This window comes from Kitasatospora sp. NPDC034533 (assembly GCF_055575155.1).
Genome location: NZ_JBVITE010000028.1, coordinates 1 through 23,287, shown reverse-complemented (window position 1 = coordinate 23,287; position 23,287 = coordinate 1). Strand labels below are relative to the sequence as shown.

The 23,287-nt window shown below is 75.0% G+C and carries 16 protein-coding genes; 6 read left to right on the top strand and 10 right to left on the bottom strand.

Features of this window, described 5'->3' with window-relative positions; genetic code table 11:
• Positions 1 to 23: 23 nt before the first annotated feature.
• The 3 genes from ACZ55U_RS20345 to ACZ55U_RS20335 are packed head-to-tail and all read right to left on the bottom strand — an operon-like array spanning position 24 to position 11,903.
• The gene (locus ACZ55U_RS20345) at positions 24 to 3,152 is read right to left on the bottom strand and encodes a non-ribosomal peptide synthetase (protein WP_465527538.1); all 3,129 of its coding nucleotides are present in this window, start codon (positions 3,150 to 3,152) and stop codon (positions 24 to 26) included.
• Complete coding sequence (locus tag ACZ55U_RS20340) at positions 3,149 to 8,704, bottom strand: amino acid adenylation domain-containing protein (protein ID WP_465527537.1); 5,556 nt, start codon at positions 8,702 to 8,704, stop codon at positions 3,149 to 3,151. Before ACZ55U_RS20340 ends, ACZ55U_RS20345 begins: the two co-directional genes overlap by 4 nt.
• Positions 8,705 to 8,759: 55 nt before the next feature.
• On the bottom strand, positions 8,760 to 11,903 hold the full coding sequence (locus ACZ55U_RS20335; protein WP_465527536.1) for a non-ribosomal peptide synthetase: 3,144 nt from the start codon (positions 11,901 to 11,903) through the stop codon (positions 8,760 to 8,762).
• Positions 11,904 to 12,414: 511 nt separating this feature from the next.
• Between ACZ55U_RS20335 and ACZ55U_RS20330 the strand changes: the two genes are divergently transcribed.
• The 4 genes from ACZ55U_RS20330 (at position 12,415) to ACZ55U_RS20315 (ending at position 16,454) form a co-directional block, all read left to right on the top strand.
• On the top strand, positions 12,415 to 12,852 hold the full coding sequence (locus tag ACZ55U_RS20330; protein WP_465527535.1) for a universal stress protein: 438 nt from the start codon (positions 12,415 to 12,417) through the stop codon (positions 12,850 to 12,852).
• Positions 12,853 to 13,081: 229 nt separating this feature from the next.
• On the top strand, positions 13,082 to 14,623 hold the full coding sequence (locus ACZ55U_RS20325) for an MFS transporter (protein WP_465527534.1): 1,542 nt from the start codon (positions 13,082 to 13,084) through the stop codon (positions 14,621 to 14,623).
• A 214-nt stretch (positions 14,624 to 14,837) separates the two neighbouring features.
• Positions 14,838 to 15,227, top strand: coding sequence for an SCO5389 family protein (locus ACZ55U_RS20320; protein WP_465527533.1), 390 nt, complete (start codon positions 14,838 to 14,840; stop codon positions 15,225 to 15,227).
• A gap of 198 nt (positions 15,228 to 15,425) precedes the next feature.
• Positions 15,426 to 16,454 carry an LLM class flavin-dependent oxidoreductase gene (locus ACZ55U_RS20315; RefSeq protein ID WP_465527532.1) on the top strand — a complete coding sequence of 343 codons (1,029 nt, stop codon included), beginning with the start codon at positions 15,426 to 15,428 and terminating at the stop codon, positions 16,452 to 16,454.
• Positions 16,455 to 16,901: 447 nt separating this feature from the next.
• Here ACZ55U_RS20315 and ACZ55U_RS20310 read toward each other — a convergent pair whose 3' ends face one another.
• The 6 genes from ACZ55U_RS20310 to ACZ55U_RS20285 all read right to left on the bottom strand — a co-directional run bounded on the left by ACZ55U_RS20310 (position 16,902) and on the right by ACZ55U_RS20285 (position 21,123).
• Positions 16,902 to 17,510: a response regulator transcription factor gene (locus tag ACZ55U_RS20310; protein WP_465527531.1), complete on the bottom strand. Its 609-nt coding sequence runs from the start codon at positions 17,508 to 17,510 to the stop codon at positions 16,902 to 16,904.
• A gap of 129 nt (positions 17,511 to 17,639) precedes the next feature.
• Positions 17,640 to 18,851, bottom strand: coding sequence for a sensor histidine kinase (locus ACZ55U_RS20305; protein WP_465527530.1), 1,212 nt, complete (start codon positions 18,849 to 18,851; stop codon positions 17,640 to 17,642).
• Between the two features lie 18 nt (positions 18,852 to 18,869).
• Positions 18,870 to 19,283: a hypothetical protein gene (locus ACZ55U_RS20300; RefSeq protein WP_465527529.1), complete on the bottom strand. Its 414-nt coding sequence runs from the start codon at positions 19,281 to 19,283 to the stop codon at positions 18,870 to 18,872.
• Between the two features lie 70 nt (positions 19,284 to 19,353).
• Positions 19,354 to 19,893, bottom strand: a complete 540-nt coding sequence (locus ACZ55U_RS20295) for a GNAT family N-acetyltransferase (protein ID WP_465527528.1) — start codon at positions 19,891 to 19,893, stop codon at positions 19,354 to 19,356.
• A 61-nt stretch (positions 19,894 to 19,954) separates the two neighbouring features.
• Positions 19,955 to 20,890: a class I SAM-dependent methyltransferase gene (locus tag ACZ55U_RS20290; protein WP_465527527.1), complete on the bottom strand. Its 936-nt coding sequence runs from the start codon at positions 20,888 to 20,890 to the stop codon at positions 19,955 to 19,957.
• 110 nt (positions 20,891 to 21,000) lie between these two features.
• Complete coding sequence (locus tag ACZ55U_RS20285; protein WP_465527526.1) at positions 21,001 to 21,123, bottom strand: hypothetical protein; 123 nt, start codon at positions 21,121 to 21,123, stop codon at positions 21,001 to 21,003.
• Between the two features lie 136 nt (positions 21,124 to 21,259).
• Here ACZ55U_RS20285 and ACZ55U_RS20280 point away from each other — a divergent pair, with 136 nt between their 5' ends.
• Positions 21,260 to 22,033, top strand: coding sequence for a hypothetical protein (locus ACZ55U_RS20280; RefSeq protein WP_465527525.1), 774 nt, complete (start codon positions 21,260 to 21,262; stop codon positions 22,031 to 22,033).
• Between the two features lie 8 nt (positions 22,034 to 22,041).
• Positions 22,042 to 22,473, top strand: coding sequence for a hypothetical protein (locus ACZ55U_RS20275; RefSeq protein ID WP_465527524.1), 432 nt, complete (start codon positions 22,042 to 22,044; stop codon positions 22,471 to 22,473).
• 25 nt (positions 22,474 to 22,498) lie between these two features.
• On the opposite strand, the gene ACZ55U_RS20270 is transcribed toward ACZ55U_RS20275, so the two are convergent.
• Entirely contained in the window at positions 22,499 to 23,197 is a 699-nt protein-coding gene (locus ACZ55U_RS20270) for a Crp/Fnr family transcriptional regulator (protein WP_465527523.1), read from the bottom strand.
• Positions 23,198 to 23,287: the final 90 nt, after the last annotated feature.

Below are 23,287 nucleotides of genomic sequence, written 5' to 3'. Positions count from 1 at the left end.
CCGGGCCCCACCCCTTCGGCCGGTCAGCCGGTCAGCCGACCAGCCGCCTCCTCCTCGCTGAGCGCGTCGATCTCGGCGATCAGCAGCGCCTCGATCCGCGCCGCGAGGGCCGCCGGCGTGCTGCTCTCGAACACGTCGCGGATCGGGATGTCCAGGCCCAGGCCGGACCTGATCCGCGCGGCGACCCGGGTGACCAGCAGGGAGTCCCCGCCCAGCGCCAGGAAGTCGTCGAACACCCCGACCCGCGGCACCCCGAGGACCTCCTGCCACAGCTCGGTGACCAGCTGTTCGGCGTCGCCGCGCGGCGCGACGTAGCCCTCCCCGGCGGCCGTCCCCGGGTCCGGCAGGGCCGCGGGGTCGAGCTTGCCGTTCGCGGTCAGCGGCAGCCGGGCCAGGGTGAGCACGGCGTCCGGGACCATGTACGAGGGCAGCCGCAGGGCCAGGTGCTCGCGCAGCTCGGCCGGGCCGGGCTCGGCCCCCGGGCTCGGGACGGCGTACGCCACCAGCCGCCGGCCGTCGCGGACCAGCACCGCGGCCTGCGCCACGGCCGGGTGCGCGGTCAGCGCCGACTCGATCTCCGCGGGCTCGATCCGGTAGCCGCGCAGCTTCACCTGCGCGTCCGCGCGCCCCAGGAACTCCAGCCGGCCGTCCGCCCGCCACCGCGCCCGGTCGCCGGTGCGGTACATCACGCCGCCCGCGAACGGGTCGGGCAGGAAGGCGGTCGCCGTCAGGTCGGGCCGGCCCAGGTAGCCCCGGGCCAGGCCGCTGCCGCCGATGTACAGCTCGCCCTCGGCTCCCCGGGGCAGCAGCCCGCCGCGCTCGTCCAGCACGTGGAGCCTGACCCCGGGCAACGGCCGGCCCAGCGGGGGCCGGCCGTCGGCGTCCGCCTCCGTCAGCTCGGCCGCGGTGACGATCACGGTGGCCTCGGTGGGCCCGTAGGTGTTGACCAGCCGGACGGCGTCCCCGTGCCGTCGGCGCCAGCGGGCGACGGTGTCGGCGTGGGCCTCGGAGCCGCCGATGATCACCAGCCGCAGCGCCTGCGGCCAGCGGGTCTGCTCGCCGAGGCCGACGAGCTCCTCCCAGTAGGCCGTCGGAAGGTCCAGCACGGTGACGGAGCGTCCGGACGGGCCGTCCAGCAGGTCGGGCAGGGTCCGCCCGCCTCCGGGCAGCAGCACGACGCACGCCCCGGCCGCCAGCGCCGGCCAGAGTTCCTCCACGTGGGTGTCGAAGCCGAGGGAGGCGAACTGGACGATCCGGTCGGCCGGGCCCAGCGCGTAGCCGTCCGGGCCCGTCATCCAGTCGACCCGCGCCGCCACCGCCGCGTGGTCGACCGCGACGGCCTTCGGCGTCCCGGTGGATCCGGAGGTGTAGAGGACGTAGGCCAGGCCCTGCGGGTCCACCGGGGCCGGCTCGGCGGGGGTCCCCGGGTCCGGCAGGTCCGTCCCGGTGAGGGTGAGCACGGCGCCGGCCTCGCGGACCATCAGGGCCCGGCGGTCCTCGGGGTGGGCCGGGTCGAGCGGCAGGTAGGCGGCACCGGCCTTCCAGACCGCCGTCAGGGCGACGACCAGGTCGACGGAGGGCGCCATCGACACCGCGACCACCCGGCCGGCCACCGGGCCGAGCCGGCGCGCCAGTTCGGTGGAGCGCCGGTCGAGTTCGGCGTAGGACAGCGTCCGGCCGTCGCACTCCAGCGCCGGCGCGTCCGGCCGTGCGGCGGCCTGCTCGGCGAACCGCTCCGGCACCGTGCGCACCGCGGCCGCGGCGGCCGGCCCCGAGCCCAGCGCGAGCAGCGCCGCGCGCTCCCGCGCCCCGACGAACCAGTCGCCGTGCAGCGGGAGTTCCGGGTCCTCGGCGATCCGCGCGTACAGCTCGCGGCACCGGCCGCCGAGCGCCTCGACCGTCTCCCGGTCGAACAGCTCGCGGTCGTAGCAGAAGGAGAGCGTGACCCCGCCGTCGGCGGTGCGCCAACTGTCCAGCAGCAGATCGGTCTTGGCCTGCTCGAAGCCGGAGTCCATGCTGGTCGTGCGGACGCCCTCGGGCAGTGCGGGCCCGCCGGAGCCGTCCGTCACCTCGTTCTGGCTCTGGTGCACGAAGACGGCCTGGTAGAGCGGCCCGGCTCCGGTGTCCGCGGGCAGTCCCAGGTGGGCGGCGAGCCGCTCGGCCGGGGCGTCGGGGCGGCTCAGCGCGGCGAGCACGGCGGACCTGGTCCGCTTCAGCACGCCGCGGAAGTCCGGGTCCCCGGTCAGGTCCGACCTGATCACCGCGGTGCGGTTGAAGTAGCCGAGCAGCGCCTCGTGCGCCTTCTCGGTCCGGCCCGCCAGCGGGGTGCCGACCACGAAGTCCCGGCAGCCGGTCCAGCGCGCGAGCACGCACTGGTAGCCGGCGAGCAGCACCATGAACGGGGTGCACCGCTCCTGCCGGGCCAGCCGGTCGAGGTCGGCGGTCAGCTCGGGACCGAGGTCCACGGTGACGAACCCGGCGGGCCGGGTGGGGGCCGAGGGCCTCGGCCGGTCGAAGGGCAGCCGCAGCGCCCCGGTGCCGGCCAGCCGCGCCGCCCAGAACCGGAACGCCTCCTCGCCCGACGCCCCGCCGGTCCTGGCCTGTTCGGCGCGGGCGAAGTCCCCGTACTGGAGCTGGAGTTCCGGGAGGTCGGCGGGCGCCTCGCCGATCGCCTCGCGGTAGAGGGCGAGCAGCTCGCGCCACATGGTGCGGAAGGACCAGCCGTCGGCGACGATGTGGTGGACCACGACGCTGACCGCGTGCTCCCGCTCCCCCGCGCTGATCAGGGTCGCCCGCAGGGGCGGCGCGGCGGCGAGGTCGAACGGCGCGTTGACGTACGGGCGGCAGGCGTCCGTGAAGTCCGCCTCGGTGGCGCCCTCGGGCAGCCGGAGCGTGACCAGGTCGATCTCGGCCGGGGGCTCGACCAGCTGGACGGGCTCCGCCGCGTCGGGGCCCTCGACCACGAAGCGGGTGCGGAGGATCTCGTGCCGCGCCGCCAGCCGGCTCAGGGCGGTGCGCAGGGCCCGAGGATCGATCGGCCCGCTCCAGCGCCGGTTGAGGTACATGTTGAACCCGGCGTCCTGCGGGTGGAGTTGCTGGAGGAACCAGAGCCGGCGCTGCTCGGCGGTCAGTGGGTGGGTGGCGGTGGTCACCGGACGGTCACCTCGGTCTCGGAGCGGTGCGGGAGTTCGGAGCGGTACGGCGGGGCCGCCTCGGCGGCCACCGCGGTCTCGACGGCGGCGACGGCGGCGGCCCGGTCCTGGAGGGTCTTCAGGCCGACCAGGTCGTCGGGCTCGGCGTCGGGCACGTCGCGGTCGAAGTGGCGCAGCACCGGGACGGCCAGGCAGACCAGCGCGAGGGCGGCCATGGCGAGGCCGAACAGCAGGTAGAGCAGGCCGATGCCGCGGCCGTCGCCGGTGCCGATGAGCCGCCCGACGGTGGAGGCGAGGGCGCCGTCACGGTCCATCAGCGGCTGGAGCAGCCCGGGGCCGAACGGGGCGACCACGGCGAACCCGACCGGCAGGGTCGACCAGGCCACCATGGTGTTGACGGCGATCACCCGGCCGTGGAAGCGCAGCGGCACCTTGGTCTGCACGATGGTCGCGTAGGAGCCGTTGAGCAGCGAGAGCGCGAAGGTCATGCCGAAGGCGCCGAGGGCGACCGTCCAGGTCGACGGCCGCAGCCCGGTGAGCAGGCAGGCCGCGGCGACCGCGAGGGTGGCGAGCAGCACCCCGCGCAGCTTCCGCCGGCGCGGTCCACCCCAGGCGACCAGGGTGATCCCGCCGAGCACCGCGCCGAGGCCGGCCGCCGTGGACACCCAGCCGGCCGCGGCGAGCGGGGCGAAGGAGAGCACGAGCGGGGTGGTGAGCAGGAACAGCGGGGAGAGGAAGACGTTCAGGACGGCGAAGTACAGCAGCATCGCCCGGAAGTGCCTGCTGCCGAGGGCCCGTCGGAATCCCTCCCGGATCTCGGCGGGGATGCTCTCCCGCCGGGTGGCGCCCATCACGTCCGGGAACCGTACGGCCAGGGTGACGCCGACGGCGACGGCGTAGCCGGCCACGTCGACGGCGAGGATGCCGCCGAGCCCGATCGCGGCGAGCAGGCCCACGGCGAACAGCGGGACGAGGAACTGGGCGAGGCCGAAGGCCATCTGGACCACGCCGTTGGCGCGGCCGAGGTAGCGCTTGGGGACGAGCTGCGGCACGGCCGCGTTCCAGGCGAGCCGCTGGAAGCAGAGGGCGGCGGACAGCACGGCGACGAGCGCGTAGGCGTGCCAGACCTCCAGCCCGCCGGTGGCGTACAGGACGAGCAGCAGCGCCTGGGTGGCGCCGGCGGCGAGGTCGCCGAGGAGCATGGTGCGGCGCCGGTCCCCCCGGTCGACGACGGCGCCGGCGAGCGGGGCGGCGAGGATGCCGGGCACCAGGCCGCAGGCGGCGAGCAGCCCGAACTGGGCCAGGGAGCCGGTGCGCAGGTAGATCCAGACGGGGAGGGCGAACTCGGTGAGCGCCGATCCGATCATCGACACCTGCTGCCCGGAGGCGACGGTGAGGAAGCGGCGCATGGTCGGGCGGACGGGTGCGTCCGCGTCCTTTGGCGCCGGCCGGTCGGCGTCCCGGGAGAGCCCGGCCAGCCACCAGGTCGCGCCGTCGGTGCGGCGGTGGCGTTCCTCCTCCCCTGCGGCGATGGACCGGTGGACGCCGGTGACGATGTCCGCGAGTTCGGCGGCCCGGTACTTGAGGTAGAAGTGGCCGGCCTCGTCGAGGACCACGACGGCCGTGGTGCCGGAGATCCGGTGCCACTCGCGGAAGCGCTCCTGGTAGAACTCGGTGGCCGGGTCCCGCTCGCCGCAGACGGCGATCACAGGCGCCTCGATCCGGCCGCCCTCCGTCGCGAACATCCGGGTGAAGTACCGTTCGACGTCCTTGGTGCCGGTGCGGCGGTTGCGGACGATCAGCCGCAGCTGCTCCGGGTCCAGGTCGTCGGTGTCCAGCCCGGCGGCGGCCAGGCCGTTGATCATGTCCTGGTCGCTGCGCATCCGGTCGAGGAGCCGGGCCCACCGTTCCCCCACGGCCGCGCCGCGCCCCTTGGGGCGGGCGAAGGGGAAGATGCCGCCGAGGTGGACGGCGTCGATCTCCCGCCCGGCGGCCTCGACCCGGCGGGCGATCTCGACGGCGAGGCGCACGCCGACGCCGCAGTGCCCGTACAGCACGATCCGGCCCTCGACGCTCTCGACGATCTCGCGGGCGCAGCGGTCGGCGACCTCCTCGACGTCCATCGGCTCCTCGCCGAGTTCGTGGCCGGGCACGGCGATGGAGTGCAGCGCCCAGTCCTCGGGCAGGGCGTCGGCGAGCGGTTTGTAGATCAGCGCGCTGCCGCCGCCGTAGGGCGCGCAGACCACGCTCGCGCGGGTGCGGCGGCGTTCGGGGGTGAGCCGGTGCAGCAGTCCCCGCGGCCCCCGGTCGGCGCCCGGGTCGGCGACGAGCCCGGCGAGGCCGCGGACGGTCGGGAAGCGGAAGAGGTCCATCACGCCGACCGGGGTGGGCAGGTCGGGGAAGGCGCGGCGCAGCCGGGCGACGACCTGGGTGGCGAGCAGCGAGTGCCCGCCGATCTCGAAGAAGTCGTCGAGGGCGCCGACCCGGGCGACGTCGAGCACCTCGGCCCAGATCGCGGCGATCAGGGTCTCGGTCCCGCCCTCGGGTTCGACGTGCCCGGCGGCCGGGGCGGCGTCCTCGGGCTCCGGCAGCGCCTTGCGGTCGATCTTGCCGTGGGCCAGCAGCGGCAGCCGGTCCAGGACGACGAACCGGGCGGGGACCATGTAGTCCGGCAGGACGGCGCCGAGTTCCGTCCGCAGTTCGGCCGCGGCCGGGAGGGTCGCGCCGTGCGCGCGTTCCAGGTAGGCGACGAGGTTCTGTCGGAGGCCCTCGCCCCGGACGGTGACGAAGGCCTGGGTGACGCCGGGCAGCGCGGTGAGCGCGGCCTCGATCTCACCGGGCTCGACCCGGTAGCCGCGGACCTTGATCTGGTCGTCGGCGCGTCCCAGGTACTCCAGGACGCCGTCCGTCCGCCAGCGGGCCAGGTCGCCGGTGCGGTACATCCGGCCGCCGGCGAACGGGTCCTCGACGAAGCGTTCGGCGGTCAGGTCGGGGCGGCCCAGGTAGCCGCGGGCCAGCCGCTGTCCGCCGAGGTGGAGCTCACCGGTCACGCCGGGCGGCACCGGCTGGCGTGCGCCGTCGAGGACGTAGCAGCGCGCGCCGGCGAGGGGGGTGCCGATCGGGGTGTTCCCCGGTGCGTGGTCCCCGGGGAGGACCTCGTGGACGGTGACGCCGACGGTGGCTTCGGTCGGGCCGTAGTGGTTGAACACCGCGCAGCCGCCCCGGCCGGCCAGGTCGGCGGCCCAGGCCTGGGCGGAGGCCTCCCCGCCGAGCACCAGGGCCCGGCGCGGCAGCAGCCGCTCGATCGGGGCGTCGGCGGACAGCGCGGCCAGGTGGGAGGGCGTCATCTTGAGGTAGTCGAGGGCCGAGGCCTCGATGTGTTCGGCGAGTTCGGCGCCGGCGATGCGGCGCGGCAGCAGGTGCACCCGCCCGCCGGTGGTGAGCGCCAGGTACAGCATCGTGATGCTGAAGTCGAAGGAGAGGGACTGGAGCAGGCCGTAGCGGGCGCCGGGCTCGATCCGCAGCCGTTCCCGCACGCCGGCCAGGTAGTTGAGGATCTCCCGGTGCTGGACGGCGACGCCCTTGGGCTGCCCGGTGGAGCCGGAGGTGTAGATGACGTAGGCGAGGTCGTCGGGGCCGGAGGCCTCCGGGAGCGGCGCTCCGTCGGGCCGGAGGTCGATCCGGTCCACCAGCAGTTCCGTGCCCCGGTACCCGGGGATGCGGTCGCGCAGGTCCGAGTCCGTGACCAGGACGCGCACGTCGGCGTCGGCCACCAGGTGGGACAGCCGCGCGGGCGGCTGCTCCGGGTCCAGCGGCAGGTAGCAGCCGCCGGCCTTCAGCACCGCGACCAGGGCGACGGCCAGCTCCGGGGACTGCTCCAGGCACACCGCGACCCGGTCGTCCCGGCCGACGCCGAGCTCCCGCAGGCGGCGGGCCAGTGCGGCGGCCCTGGCGTCGAGTTCGCGGTGGGTGACGGTGGCGTCCTCGAAGACCAGCGCGGGGCGGTCGCCCGCCCGCCGGGCCGCCGCCGAGAGCAGCGCGGTCAGCGTCCCGGCGTCGTCCTCGGGGAGCGCCGGGCCGGCCGCCCAGCGTTCGAGCACGTCGTGGCGCTCGGTGCCGGTCGTCACCGGCAGGGCCTCGACGCTCTGGTCCGGGTCGGCCGTCGCCGCCGTCATCAGGACCTCGAAGCGCTCCACGAGCCGCCGTACGGTGTCGGCGTCGAAGAGGTCGGTCCGGTAGGTGATCAGGCCGAACAGCCCGCCGTCCTTCTTCTCCCGCAGGTAGAACGCGAGGTCGGAGTGGCTGGTGGTGGCCGCGTGCCCGAATCCCTCGGCGGGGGCGCCGGGGGCGGTGGCGGCCGCGCGGTCGCCGTAGTTCTGGTAGGCGAAGGTCACCTGGAACACCGCCGAGCGGCTGACGTCGCGCTCGATGTCCAGGTCCGCGACCATCTGCTCGAAGGGCACCTCCTGGTGGGTGTAGGCGTTGAGCGTCGTCTCCCGCACCCGGCCGACCAGTTGTCCGAAGGTGAGCCCGTCCGCGAGCCGGGCCCGGATCGGCAGCATGTTGACGAAGGCGCCGACCACCCCCTCCAGTTCCCGGTGCAGCCGGCCCGCCACGGCGGATCCGATCGCGAAGTCCCGCCGGCCGGTGTGCCGGCCGAGCAGCAGCTGGAGCCCGGCCATCAGCACCATGTACGTCGAGGCGCCGTGGGCGCGGGCGCACTCGGCGACAGCGCGGGCGAGTTCCGGGCTCCAGTGCAGTTCGACGGCCGCGCCGTCGAAGGTGAGCAGCGGCGGCCGGGGGCGGTCGGCGGGCAGCTCCAGGGCGGGGACGTCGGCGAGTTCGGTGCGCCAGTAGTCGCGGGAGGCGGCCAGCGCGCCGCTGTCCAGCCGGTCGCGCTGCCAGCGCGCGTAGTCCCCGAACTGCACGGGGACGGGGGGCAGTTGTGTCTGGGAGCCGTGGGCGTGCCGGTCGTACAGCACGTCCAGTTCCCGGTTGAGGATGTCGATCGACCAGCCGTCGCCGATGATGTGGTGCATGACGAGGGCGAGGACGTGGTCCTCGTCGGCCAGCCGGACGAGCAGGGCCCGCACCAGCGGTCCGGCCGCGAGGTCGAAGGGGTCGGCGACCAGTGCCCCGATCTCCCGCGCGGCTCTTCGCTCGGGGGCGGGATCGTCCGAGGCGTCGACGAACCGGGCGGCGAAGGGACCGGGTTCGGCGACCAGGACCTCGGCCCGGCCGTCCTCGGTGGCCGGGAAGGTCATCCGCAGCCCCTCGTGCCGGGCCACCAGGTCGGTCAGGGCGGCGTCCAGCGCCGGGCGGTCCAGCGGCCCGCGCAGCCGGCGGGCCGGGGCGAGGGTGTAGGCCGTCCCACCGGGCGTGAACTGGTCCATGAACCAGAGCCGTTCCTGACCGCTGGACAGGGGCGGGGCGGTGCCCTCCGGGCGGGGCTCTACCACCCGCACCGGGGCCGTGGCGCCGCGCAGGCGCTGGGCGAGGAGGGATCGTTTGGTGGCGGACCAGTCCGCGGGCAGGTCCTGGGTGTCGGTCATCGGCAGTCCGTTCGGGCGTGGAGCGGGGAGGACGCGGCGGGGCGGTCGACGGCGGTCAACGCGGCTCTCGGACGACGGCGGCCAGGGCGGCCGGGGTGGAGGCGTCGAAGAACAGGTCGAAGGCGAGCTCGACCCCGAAGGCGTCGCGGATCCGGGCGGTGATCTGGATGATCGTCAGGGAGTGTCCGCCGAGGTCGAAGAGGTCGTCCTCGGGGCCGATGCCGGAGATGCCCAGGACCTCCTCCCAGATCGCCAGGATGCCCGCGGTGAGCTCGTCGGTCTCCGCGCCGGCGGGCTGCTCGGCGATGGCCTGCTCACCGGTGCCCTCCGCGGCGATGGCCTGCTTGGCGATGGCCTGCTCGGCGGACGGGCGCGGCGGGGCGGGCAGCGCGCGGCGGTCGAGCTTGCCGCTGGGGGTGAGCGGCAGCCGGTCGAGGGCCACGAACTGCCGGGGCACCATGACGGCGGGCAGGGTGCGCCGCAGGTGGTCCCGCAGGTCGGCGTCCGACAGCGGCGCGCTGCCGGGTGCGGGCACCCGGTAGCCGACCAGCGCGGAGGACCCGTCGGCCTGTTCGAACACCGTGACGGCCGCGGCGGCCACGGCCGGGTGTTCGAGCAGCGCGGCCTCGATCTCGCCGAGCTCGATCCGGTGGCCGCGGATCTTGACCTGCTCGTCGATCCGGCCGTGGAACTCCAGTTCGCCGTCCGGCGTCCAGGCCGCGAGGTCGCCGGTGCGGTACATCCGGCCACCGGCGAACGGGTCTTCGACGAAACGTTCCGCCGTCAGTTCGGGCCGGCCCCGGTAGCCCTCGGCGAGGCCGTCGCCGCCCAGGTGGAGTTCACCGGGGACACCGACCGGCAGCGGCCGGCCGTTCGCGTCCAGGACGTACGCCCTGGTGTTGGCGACCGGCCTGCCGATCACCACGGCGTCCGCTCCGGCGGGGACGTCGGCCCAGGTGGCGTAGATCGTCGCCTCGGTCGGGCCGTACCCGTTGACCAGCCGGTCGAGGGAGCCCCTGAGCTCGCGGGCCAGCGGGAGCGGCAGCGCCTCCCCGCCCACGATCCCGGTCAGCCCGGCCAGCAGCGGCCCGGCGCCGAGCAGCACGCGCCAGCCCGAGGGGGTCGCCTGGAGGTGGGTGACGCCCTCGCGGCGGATCAGCCCGACCGTGCCCGGCGCGTCCAGGGCCGCGCCCTCCGGCGCGAGGACCAGTCGGCCGCCGGTGGTCAGCGGCAGCAGGATCTCCACCCCGGATATGTCGAAGGAGAGCGAGGTCAGGCCGAGCCAGACGTCCCGCGGCCCCGAGTCCAGCAGCGCCGCGAACGAGGTCAGCAGGTTCACCAGGGCCCGGTGCCCGATCTCCACCCCCTTGGGCCGCCCGGTCGAGCCGGAGGTGTACAGCACGTAGGCGAGGCCCCCGGGCGTGGCCGGCGCCGCCTCGGCGGGCACCGGCTGCCCGCCGCCTTCCCCGAGCCGGAGTACGGCCGGGGCCGCCGCCACCACGCCGGGCGCGGGCTCCCGGTCGGCGACCAGCAGGGCCGCGCCCGAGTCGGCGAGGAGGAAGGCGAGCCGGTCGGCGGGGTGGGCCGGGTCGAGCGGCAGGTAGGCAGCCCCGGCGGCGTGCACCGCGAGCAGGACGGCGGGCAGGTCGGCGGAGCGCTCCAGGTGCAGGGCGACGACGTCACCCGGGCGGACCCCGGCCCCGCGCAGGACGGCGGCCAGTTCGTCGACGCGCTCCACGAGCGCCCGGTAGGTCAGCCGCTCGGCGCCCGCGCTGACGGCGGGGGCGTCCGGCGTCTCGGCGGCCCGCTCCCGGACGAGGTCCAGCGCGGTGCTCCGGTGCGGGTGGGCGCGCGCGGTGTCGTTCCACCCCTCAGTCACCAGCCGCCGCTCGGCCTCGCCCAGCAGCGCCAGGGCGCCCAGCGGGGCGCCGGGCTCGGCCGTCGCGGCCTCCAGCAGGGCCGCGTAGTGCCCGGCGACGCGCTCCGCGGCCTCCGGCGCCAGGACCGCCGGGGCGTACTGGAGCGAGAACGCGATCCCGTCGGCGGTGTCGACCGCCTGGAGGTGGAGCGTGTTGCGGGCGGCGCCGTTGAACGCCGCCCGGTCCACCCGGACGGCGCTTCCCGGGAACACCGGCTCCACGGCCCGGCCGCGCCGGTAGCCGAAGGACACCGGCGCCAGCCCGGCCCGCGGGGTGAGACCGCCGACCGCCGCGCCGAAGGGCACCGAGCGGAACGGGTAGCCGCCGCGGGCCTCGGCGCGCACCGCCCGGGCGTACGCGGCGAAGGGCGTCGCGGTGTCCACCCCGGCCGGCGCGTGCACCGGCAGCTCGTTGACGAACAGCCCGATCTCCCCGGCCTGTCCGGCCGTCCGGACGGACAGCGGCACGGAGACGGCCACCGCCTCGCCGCCGTAGCGCAGCAGCAGTCCGTGCAGGGCGGCGAGCAGGAACTCGAAGACGGTCACGCCGCAGCGCTCGGCGGCCTCGGCCAGTGCCGCCCGGCCCAGCGCGTCCGTCCGCCACCCGACCGACGCCCCGGAGGCCGGGGCGGTGACGGCGTGGGGCAGTCCGGGCAGGACGGGCTCGGTCGCCGCGGCCCACCGCGGTCCGTACCAGTCCGCCGCGCGGCGGACCAGTTCCGGGTCGGGCGCGGACGGCGGCTCGGGCGGGGTCCGACCGGGCGCGGACGGCGGCGCGGGCGGGGTCCGGTCGGCCGCCGGAACGGGCCCGCCCAGGGCCCGCGCGTAGGCGTCGGCGAGCTCGGCCACCAGGACGTCCTTGGACTCCCCGTCGAACACCGCGTGGTGCACGACCACCAGCAGGACCGCCGCCTCGCCGCGGCCCCGGTGCAGGGTGAACCGCGCCGGCGGGCCGGCTTGCAGGTCGAACGGTCGCGCCACGTCCTCGGCCAGCCGCTTCTCCCGGCCCTCCGCGCAGTCCCCGGAGGCGTCGACCACCTCCAGGACCGGAGCGGCGCCCGGCTCCAGGACGAGGTCGCCCTCGCGCTCCACGAACACCTGGGACAGCGAGGGGTGACGCTCCGTCACCGTCGCGACGGCCCGGGCGAGCGCCTCGGCGTCGACCCGGTCGAAGGAGAGCAGGAGCGGCATGTGGAACACCCCGTGCGCCCGGCCGAGGCGCTCGGTGAACCAGACGCCCCGCTGTGCGGGCGAGGCGTGCGGGGGGAGGGAGTGCGGCATGTGCGACTCGATTCGGCAGTCGGTGAATGGTGCGTTCCCCGTGGCCGGGCGCCGGCGTGATCGGCACCGCGGATGCTCTGGTGACGCGGCCGGCGGGCCGCTGCGGCCTCGGCCCGCCAGGCCCGCAGATCCCCCCTGCGGACCATCGGATCGGCGCCGGCCCTCTCCCCGGCGAAGAGACCGATCTTGGTCCAGACCTGCCGAGAGGTTCGCAGAGAACCCAAGCGCCGTCAAGGGTCGTCCCGCCCGCCGGAAAAGGCGTCATGCACGCGCCCAACCTGCGGGAACGCCGTGCCGTGACAGGGCTCCTGATCGTTCGTCATCGTCTCGACGGCGGCCCTCGGCCGGGGACCGCCGCGCCGCAGGAAGGTACCCGGCGGTAGCGACGCTCCGCGCCTCCCTGAACCCCGGTGCCCGGGCCGGCGTCACCCGGGCGGCGGACCGTGGTGGCGGAGGCGCCGGACGGCCAGCACCGTGGTGGGGGAGGCCGGCGACCCACAGGACGGTGCAGATGAACGCGAACGACTCCGCGCCCCGCGTCGTGGTCGGCGTCGACGGCTCGCCGTCGTCCTACGCCGCCCTGCGCTGGGCGGCCCGGCACGCCACGCTGATCGGCGGGGTGGTGGACGCGGTGGGCGCCTGGGAGCCACCGAGCCACTTCGGCTGGTCGGCACCGGTGGTCGACCCCACCTTCGACCGGGAGCTGGCCCAGCGCCGCTTCGCCGACGAGCTGCACACGGTGCTCGGCGACGACTGCCGGGCGGAGGTCCGCCAGAGCATGGTCCTGGGCGACCCCTCCGACGTCCTGCTGGACGCGGCCCGGGGCGCCGAGGTGCTGGTCGTCGGCAGCCACGGCCGCGGCGGCTTCACCAAGGTGCTGCTCGGCTCGGTGAGCATGCACTGCGCACAGCACGCCGACTGCCCGGTGGTCATCGTCCGGGCCCGGTGACCTCGGGTACCGGTCACCTCGGTACCGGCCACCTCGGTACCGGCCACCTCGGGGCCCGCGGGCGAGGGCGCGGAGGACACACCGCGGGCGAGGACGACGGCGCTCGGGACGCGTGACGCCTGTCCGTAATGAACGATTGTGTTCCCTATCACCCGGGGCTACCGTCGGTGGTGGTGAACGAATCCGTCCCCTGCCCGTCGTTCACTCCCGAGCCATTGGGAGACCTGCCATGGCCACCTCCCGAGCACTGGCCGAGGCCGCGCCCGCGACCGCACGCCGGGGCCAGCACCCAGGGATCGCACTCACCGTCATCGCGGCGACCCAGCTGATGGTCGTCCTGGACATCACGATCGTGAACATCGCGCTGCCGCACATCCAGCAGGCGCTGAGGTTCAACACCACCGACCTGTCCTGGGTCATCAACGCCTACACCCTGACCTTCGGCGGACTGCTGCTGCTCGGCGGACGGGCCGGCGACATCCTCGGGCGGCGGCGGGTCTTCGTGGTCGGCGTCCTGGTGTTCAGCCTGGCCTCGCTGCTCGGCGGCGTCGCGCAGTCCTCCGCCTGGCTGCTGACCGCCCGGGCCCTCCAGGGCGTGGGCGGGGCCATCGCCTCGCCGACCGCGCTGGCGCTGATCGCCACCAACTTCAAGGAGGGCCCGGAACGCAACCGGGCCTTCGGCGTCTACTCCGCCGTCGCCGGCGCGGGCGGCGCCGTCGGCCTGCTGCTCGGCGGCATGCTCACCTCCTGGCTGTCCTGGCGCTGGGTGCTGTTCGTCAACGTGCCGATCGGCATCGCGATCGCGCTGCTGGCACCGCTCTACATCAACGAGTCCGAGCGGCACCCCGGGCGCTTCGACCTGACCGGCGCGTTCTCCGCCACCGCGGGCATGGTCTCGCTGGTGTACGGCTTCATCCGCGCCTCCGACCACGGCTGGACGGACTCCGTGACCCTGACCGCCTTCGGCCTGGCGGTGCTGCTGATCGTGGCGTTCGTGGCGAACGAGCGGCACGCGCGGCAGCCGATCATGCCGCTGCACCTGCTGCGGGACCGCAACCGCTCGGGCGCGTACGGGCTGCTGCTCTGCGTGGCCGCCACGATGTTCAGCATCTTCTTCTTCATCACCCTGTTCGTGCAGGAGATCCTCGGCTTCAGCCCGCTGCGGGCCGGCTTCGCGTTCCTGCCGATCAGCGTCGCCATCGTCGCCGCCGCCCAGTTCGCCGCCCGCACCCAGCTGCGCTTCGGCCCCAAGCCCTTCCTGGTGGCCGGCTCGCTGCTGGTCCTGGGCGGGGTGATCTGGGCGACGCGGATCGAGATCGGCAGCGACTACGTCGGCGGCATCCTCGGACCGACCATGATGTTCGGCTTCGGCATGGGATCGATCTTCGTGCCCGCCACCCTCACCGTCGTCTCCCGGGTCGCCCCGCACGAGACCGGCGCCGCCACCGGGATGCTCAACACCACCCAGCAGGTCGGCGGATCGCTCGGGCTGTCGATCCTCGTCACGGTGTACGGCACCGCCGGCAGCAACGAGGCCCGGCGGCAGGCCGGGGCGTTCCTGCGGCAGGCCACCCCGCAGCAGGCCGCCCAGTTCCGGGCCACCGGCCGCCTCCCGGCGCCCTACTCCTCGCAGGTCCTGGTGCACGGCATCAGCAGCGCGTTCCAGCTGGGGCTGGTGTTCGCGGCACTGGCCGTGACCATCGCGGTGTTCGTGATCAAGGTCAGCCGGCTGCCGGGGCCCGTCGCCGCCGCCGACCACGAGGCCCGATGACCCACTGAGGTCGGCCCGGGCCCGATCGGCCGCGCGAGTCGGCGCGGTGGGTCCGCCGTCAGCCCTTCGAGGGGCCGCGCTTGACAGGGCGTCAGGGCGACCGGAAGAGTCTTCCTTGCAATGGTTTTCATCTTCGATAGCCGTTGCGGGTGACCGCTGCCCGCCACGGGCCGCTGCCCAGAGAGCCCGACGCATCCCCCGAAAGAGGACCTCCATGTCGCTCGACGTCTCCCCCGCCCTCCTCGCCCAGGCCCAGCAGGGCCGCGTCGACGAGGCCGCCTTCCTCGACACCGTCCGCGCCTCGCTCCCGTACGCCTACCAGGTCGTGGCCGGGCTCAGCACCGAACTCGCGGCCGGCGAGGCGGAGTTCACCACCGACAACACCACGCCCAGCGACGAGCAGCGGGCCCAGCTGCTGCGCGCGCTCGCCAGCAACGCGATCCGGGGCAGCCTGGAGGACCACTTCGGGGTGAAGCTCGCCTTCGTCAACTGCCACCGCGTCGGCGCCTTCCGCCCCGGCGCCGAGGACAGCGAGGCGTACCGCGAGTTCACCTCGCTGCACAACCAGATCCGCAACCAGAGCCCCGAGCTGCGCAGCTGCTGACGGCGCCCCGGCGGGGCGGCTCCCACCCGATCGGACCGGGTGGGAGCCGCCGCATGTGACACCCGCGTTTCGCCGCGTTGCGGGACGTGTCCGGATCCCGCGTCGATCTTGTCGGGCGGTGCGGCGGCTGCGTACGTTCGACAGCACGCACCACCCGACCGGCCCGCCCAGGGCCGCTTCCCACCCGCGGAGCCCACCATGTCGCCGATCCCTCGCCCACTGCGGAAACTCGGCTTCCTGACCATCGGGCTCTTCGACGAGGCGGACCCGCGCCGGGGCCACGAATCCACCCTCGACCTCATCGCCCTCGGCGAGAGCCTCGGCTTCGACAGCGCCTGGCTGCGCCACCGCCACCTCCAGTACGGCATCTCCTCCCCGGTCGCCGTCCTCGCCGCCGCCACCCAGCGCACCAGCCGCATCCAGCTCGGCACCGCCGTCACCCCGCTCGGCTGGGAGAACCCGCTGCGGCTCGCCGAGGACCTGGCCACCGTGGACGTGCTCTCCGGGGGCCGGCTCAACCCCGGCTTCAGCGTCGGCCCGCCCGTCCACTACGAGCAGGTGCGCGGCGCCCTCTACCCGGACACCGGCGACCAGGAGGACTTCAGCCCCCGGCGCGCCGAGCGGCTGATCGCCCTGGTCCGCGGCGAGGACGCCTCCGGCTTCTCCGGCACCGAGGGCATCGAGGTGTACTCCTCGCGGGTCCAGCCCCACTCCCCCGGGCTCGCCGACCGGCTCTGGTACGGCGCCGGCAGCCTGCGCTCGGCCCGCTGGGCCGGCGAGCAGGGCCTCAACCTGCTCACCAGCAGCGTCGTGAAGGCGCAGGGCGACGGCCCGCACGACTTCGCCGACATCCAGGCCACCCTGATCCGCGCCTTCCGCGAGCGGCACCCCGACGGCGAGCGCGCCCGGGTCTCCCAGGGCCTGGTCGTCATCCCCACCGACAGCGCCACCCCCGAGCAGCGCGCCAAGTACCGGGACTACGCCCTCGCCCGCACCCCGCGCACCCGCACCCCGCAGGGCCCGGCCCGGCTGCTGTTCGCCCCGGACCTGGTCGGGACCTCCGAGGAACTCGCCGAGCGGCTGCGCGCCCATGCCGGCTACCGCGAGGTCGACGAGGTCGCCTTCGCGCTGCCGTTCAGCTTCGGGCACGAGGACTACGTGCAGATCCTCACCGACCTGGCGACCCGGCTGGGGCCCGCCCTCGGCTGGGCGCCCGGCCGGGGCTGATCCGCCGGCCCCGTTCGAGGGAGCCGGCGTGAAGGGGCTCCGGCGTGCGAAGGGAGCCCGGCGCACGAAGGAGCCCGGCGGCCGTCGTCAACCGCGACCGGTCCGGTCCGGTCCGGTCCGGGGTGCGCCCCCGGCGGGTGCCGACGGCCGACCGGCCGGGGTGACCGGCCGGGGCGCCGTGATCGACACCCACTACCCGCTCCCCGGCGTCGGCAGGCCGTCGCGAGCGCCCTGTTCGTCCGCCGTCGCCGTCCCACCGCGCGGCGACGCCGATCGCGGACCGGCTGCCCCCGGGCCGGAGTCCTCCCGGGCCCAGGCCGGTACGGCGGCCGCTGCGGGGGCTGTCCGCCAGGGCAGGGCGCGGCGGCCGTTCGTCCTCGCGGACGACGGTGTTCGCGCGGCCGTGGCCGACGGTCCGGCGGTCGCGCCCGGGACCGGAACGGGCGGTCAGAGCCAGCCGCGCTCGTCGGCGATCCGCAGGGCCTCGGCGCGGTTGCGGGTGCCGGTCTTGGCGATGGCCGAGGAGGAGTAGTTGCGGACCGTCCCCTCGGACAGGTAGAGCTTGGCGGCGATCTCGGCCACCCCGGCGCCCGAGCGGGAGGCGTTCAGTACGTCGCGTTCGCGGGCGGTGAGGGGGGAGGCGCCGGCGGCGAGGGTGGCGGCGGCCAGTTCCGGGTCCACCACCCGCTCCCCGGCCGCGACCCGGCGGATCGCGTCGGCCAGCACCTCGGCGGGGGCGTCCTTGACCACGAAGCCGACCGCGCCCGCCTCCATGGCCCGGCGCAGGTAGCCGGCCCGGCCGAAGGTGGTGAGGATGACGACCCGGCACCACGGCGCCCGCTGGGCCAGCACGGCGGCTGCCGCCAGGCCGTCCAGCCCGGGCATCTCGATGTCGAGCAGGGCGACGTCCGGCCGGTGCTCCAGGGCCGCCTGTGCCACCTGGTCGCCGCGGCCGACGGCGGCGACCACGGCGAAGTCGTCCTCCAGGTCGAGCAGGGTGCGCAGCGCGGTGCGGACCAGTTCCTGGTCCTCGGCGAGCAGCAGGCGGATCGTCATGGCGTCCCTTCGCGGCCTTGGTGGCGTTGCTGGCATTGCTGGCGCTGCTGGCCCGGGTGGCGTCGGCGGCCTCCGCGGTACTCACGGCCTTCGCGACGTTCAGGGCCTTTCACGGCCTTTCACGTCCGTTTACCGCCTTTCACGGCCGGGGTCCGGGCCGCCCGAGGGGACGGTGACCAGCAGCCGCCACCCGCGCGGGTCGAGCGGGCCCGCCTCGACCGTACCGCCCGCCGCGGCGACCCGTTCCCGCAGGCCCGTCAGGCCCCTGCCGCCGGCCGTGCCGCCGGGGCCGCCCGGGGTACCGGTCCCGTCGTCGCGGATCTCCACCGAGGTGGCGGTGAGCAGCACCGAGCAGTGGTCCGCCCGGGCGTGCCGCACCACGTTGGTGATCCCCTCGCGCACCACCCAGCCGAACAGTTCGCGCACCCCCGGCGGGACCGCGTCCGCCGCCGTCGGCAGGTCGGCCACCACCCCGGCGGCGCGCAGCAGTTCGCGTCCGCGCGCGAGTTCGCCGGCCAGGGTCACCTCGCGGTAGCCGGTGACGGCGGCGCGGACGTCGGACAGCGCCTGCCGGGACAGCGTCTCCACGGCCGCCATCTCCGCGACCGCCTGGTCCAGGTCCTTGCCCGCGAGCCGCTGGGCCACCCGGGACTTGACGGTGATCGCGGTGAGCGAGTGCCCCAGCAGGTCGTGCAGGTCCCGGGCGATCCGGTCGCGCTCGGCCTCCGAGGCGAGCCGCGCCACCTCGGCCCGGGCGGCGAACAGGGCCTTGTTGGTGGCGGCGATCTCGGCGAAGGCACCGCAGGTGAGCGAGGTGAACAGCAGGGCCAGGGCCTGGAATCCGCCGGGCCCGGTGTGCCAGGGGCGCACCGCCCAGGGCACCACCAGCGCGGCCAGTGCGCCGGCCGCGACCACCCTCGCGGCGTGCCGGCGCCACAGGATGGCGACCGCGGAGACGATCACGGTGGCGAGGAAGAAGGCGTTCTCGTGGGCGAACGGCAGCGCGGCCAGGAACAGCGCCGTCATCGCCGCCAGCAGCGGCGCGATCCAGCCCCGCCGGCCGCGGCCGAAGGCGAGGACCAGGAGCACGTAGCAGACGCAGAAGGCCACGACCACGGCGTGTCCGGCGATCGCGGCGGCCCCGGAGACGGTGTTGCCGACGGCGACGGCGGTCAGCGCCGGAAAGACCACCATCCCGCTGCCCAGCAGGGCGCGTCGCCAGCCCTGCGCCCAGGGACGGGCGGGGCTCGCCGCGCTCCCGGGACCGGGGCGGGTGGCCTCCGGCCCGGGGGGCGTGGTGGCCGGCTGGTCCCCGCCGGAGCCCGCGTGGTCGAGGCCCATCACTCCTGCGTCTCCCTCTCAGCGCCCGGCGAACAGGCCACGCAGGTGCCGTCCGTTGATCACGACGGTCACGCCCAGCAGGGCGAGCCCGCAGACGCCCTGCTCGGCCTTCATCCACACCGGGAAGGTACCGGGAAACGCGACGATCGCCACGATGGCGGCGAGCATGACGGCCGAGACGATCCGCAGCCGCCGGAAGGCGCCCCGGGAGCCGTTGGCGGCCCGGACGGTCAGCAGGAGGGTGAAGGCGGCGCCGGCCACCACGATGGTGCCGCGGACCAGCACCGGAGCGGTGACCACCGAGGGGTGGTCACGGAGGGCGATGGCGCCCGCCAGCGTGGCGACGCTGAGGCCGAGGTAGGCGAGCACGAGCAGCCGCACGGTACGGAAGGCCCGACGGGTGTCGGGGTGTAGCAGGTCGGTGGAGGTCATGGCACCCATGCTGGTCGCCGGCCCGGTACGCGGGGCAGTGTGTTCGCGCACCGGCCCACCGTGACAATTGTCAGCCTCCGGCCGGCCCCGCCCGCTCGCCGTCCAGCAGGCGCACCATGTGCAGCTTCGCGACCGGCTGCCCGTCGACCAGGACGGCCCTCGGCTCCCGCCCCCACACCTCGAAGCCGCAGGCGGTGTAGAGCCGCAGGGCCGGTTCGTTGCCCTCCGAGACGGTCAGCAGCACCTGGCGCAGCCGCCCGTCCCGGACCGCCGTGCGCAGCACCTCCCCCACCAGGGCGCGGCCGATCCCCCGGCCGCCGGCACCACGGGCCACCGCCATGCCGTACAGGGTGCCCTTGTGCCGCTCCCGGCTCCGCGACGGCACCTTCAGGCCCGCGGTGCCGACCAGCGTGCCGGCCCCGTCGAACGCGCCGATCAGGGCGCCGGGGCCGGACTCGGCCTCCGCCAGCCGGCGCAGCGTCACGGACGGCGGCCTGGCGGCCTCCTCGGCGTGGCCGGAGGTGAAGGCGCTCGGCGTCGCGCGCAGCGCCTCCAGCCGGAAGGCCCGGTACGGTTCGGCGTCGGCGACGCCGAGGCGGCGCAGCAGCACGCCGCCCTGCCCGGCCGTCGGGCGCCCAGGACGCTCGGTGCACTCATGATGCTCAGAGCGTTCAACCGAGCCGGACACGGGTGCACCTCGTCACGTACGGCAGGGCGATCTCCTCGCGGCCCGCCAGGTCCGGGTGGGTGGCCAGCAGCTGTTCGACGTCGGCCAGCAGCCGGACCCGCTCCTCCTCCGGCAGGGCGATCACATAGCTGCGCGAGGCGACCATGTCGACGATCCCGGCCCGGGTGGTCGCGTGCTCCCAGCGGATCTCCAGCCGCTCGGGCGCGCCGAACGGGGCCGGCACGACCGGCCGGGTGTCGATCCGCTGCGGCGCCGAACGGTGCATCAGCACACCGAGTGCGGCGGCCCAGGGCTCGGACTCGTCCCGGACGTTCCACACCAGCGCGAGCGTCCCGCCGGGGGCGAGCACCCGGGCGATCTCCGGCACCGCGACGGCCGGGTCGAACCAGTGCCAGGCCTGCGCCACCACCACCGCGTCCACGCTGCCGTCCGGCAACGGGATGCTCTCGGCCGAACCGGCCCGGACCGCCGCCTTCGGCACCGCCGCTGCCAGCCGCGCCCGCATCCCCTGGTCGGGCTCGACCGCCACCACGTCCAGCCCGGCCTCGACCAGCAGGGCGGTCAACTTGCCCGTCCCGGCGCCCAGATCGAGCACCCGCCGGGCCTCCCGGGGCACCGCCGATCCGACCAGCGCCCGCGGATAGCCCGGCCGGCCGTGCTGGTACGCGTCCACGGCCTCCCCGAAGGACCGCGCCCGCAGCCGCCCCGCCCATCGCCGGGTCGCCCCCTGCCGCGTCATTCCGCAGGCCCGCCCGACCTCCTCCCAGGTCGCCTCCCGCCCGCGCCGCAGCTCCTCCACCAGCTCCGTCCGCCGCTCCTCCAGCGCCTCGATCACCCCCGACAGCCGCCGCAACCCCTCCAGCCCGCCGCCACCGGCCACGTCCTCCGCCACCCGCCGACCAAGATCGCCCGTGTCCATGGCCCGGGACTGTACGGACCGGCGGCCTCGGACGTCAACAACAATTGCCCGACCACGCAACGTCCGTTGCCTCCAGCGGGCCGCCGAGGGACACCCCGACGGCCCGCCCCTCACAGCGGACGGAGGGTGAGCGCGAACTGCGGAAGCGCCAGCAGCAGGAGGGCGGTACCGGCCTCGATCCACCGGTACTTCGCCCGGATGATCGCGCTGGTCCCGGCCAGCGCGCAGAGCAACGGCCCCGCCGGATCCTGCGCGGCGCCGCACCGAGGAGAAGGCGAGGCGGCGCACACGGCAAGACGGCTATGCTCTCAGGTCCGCAGCTGACCAACCGTCAGTTTCCGATGGTGACAGACGATCGAGGGGGCCATCTTGGAGACAGCTCGTGTTGCACTCGGCATCGCCGCGGCCGTGCTCGTCCCGTGGGGGCTGGGGTGGAACGGGCCGCAGTACGCGGCCGGCGAGCCCAGGCGGTACCCGCGCCTGACCTTGGCGCTCTTCGCCGCCTACGCCTCCTACACCATGATCGGCGCGCCAAGGAACCTCTGGCTCGTCGCGTTCGTCGGTGCGTGCCTCACCCTGGCCTCGGTCCTTCGGTCGAGGCCTTGGCCCCCACGCGGTACGGACGTGCGCCGGCACCTCTCAACCGCCTTCGCCACCATCGGACGCGCCGCCGCCGTGCCCCTCGTACTGGCTCTGCTGATCGCCGTCTGGGCTGCCGGGCCGTGGTCGACGATGCGCGCACACCACATAGTCCTCGACGACCGAGTCGCGGTGATGACTTCGTGCCTTCTTCTCACGGTCTTCTGCGGCGGGAAGGTAGCGCTCTGGGTGACGCATCACGTCAAGGTGGAAGTCGAAAAGCTGGACGATGCCAACCAGAGGACGCACGCACTGGACTTCATGCGCCGAGGGCTCGTGATCGGGTGGCTGGAACGAGGTGTGCTCTTCGCGTTCCTGATCGCCGGCCACTCCGAGGCGGCGGCTCTGGCCCTGGCCGCGAAGTCCCTCGCCCGGACTCCGGAGCTCGACAAGGGGGGCAAGTACGTGTCGGAGTTCTTTCTCCTCGGTACGCTGACCAGCGTCTCCACCGCACTCGCCATGGGTGTGGTCGCTCGCCTGGCGATGGGCCTGTCGCCGCTTTAGGAGGTCCGGTGGACCTGAGCCGGCACCCGCTGGTCCAGAAGCTCATGTCCCTGCACCTGCCGACCTGCGACTACGTCGTCGCGGGGAGCGGCCCACTGCTCGCACACGGCCTGAAGCTGAACGTCGGCGACCTGGACATCGTGGCCCGCGGTCGGGCATGGGAGATCATCACGGCGATCGCGCAGCCGATTCCCGCACCGTCCGGCCACGGACGAATGGCCCTGCTGTTCGATGGCGCGATCGAAGCCTTCGACACGTGGCTCCCGGGAACCTGTGAGCGCGACGAACTGATCGAGGAAGCAGAACTGATCCACGGCATCCCGTTCTCGCCCCTCCGTCGCGTCCTTCGCTGGAAACAGCTCTACGACCGCGGCAAGGACCGCGCCGACGTCGCACGGATCCGCAGGCACCTCGCAGAGTCGGGCGAGCCCCTGTACTGATCCGTGCCGGTTTCCGCCCGCCTCGTCAGCCCTCGTCGCGCGGTGCCGTGGCCGCGCGGCGGAGGGCGGCGAGGTCGGCGACGGCGATGGACTTCCGGCCGGCCTCGACCCGGTGGGCGGCAAGGGTCGTGAGTGCCGCGGTGACGGTGTTGCGGGAGACGCCGAGGTACTGGGCCAGTTCGTCCCGGGTGAGGGCGAGTTCGATCCGGCGGCCGGGGGCCGGCGCCGCCGCGGTGGAGAGGTCGGCCAGGGCGACGAGGGCCGCCGCCAGCCGCGGTACGACGTCGCCGCCGGTGCGGGCCAGGTCCGACTCCCGCAGCCGTCCCATGGCGTAGCGGACCATCACGGGGAAGAGCCGGCGCTCGCCGACGAGGCGCAGGAAGGCCTCCTTGGCGAGGACGGCGACCACGCAGTCGGAGATCGCCTGGACGCTCGCCGAGCGGACGCCGTCGTCCAGCACGGCGACCTCCCCGAGCAGTTCCCCCGGCCCCCGGAAGGCCAGCAGCCGGACGTCCCCGTTGCGCTCCCGCCGGCTCACCTTGGCCACTCCGGACAGCAGGGCGAGGACGTGGGTGCCCGGCTCGCCCTGGCGCAGGAGGGTGGCGCCGATCGGATGCCGGCGCTCGAACGCCTCGGCCAGCAGGCCCGTCCAGGCCGGTTCGCCCATGAGGTGGCGCAGGGTGCGGCCCGGCGCGTCCGGCCCGCGGCTGACGTGATCGGTCATTGGTAGTCAGGGGCGCGGTGCCCAGTGGGCCCGTTTCCCCGTTCCCCTTTCAATCCGTGCGTGCGGTTTTCCCGCACACGGCTTACCGAT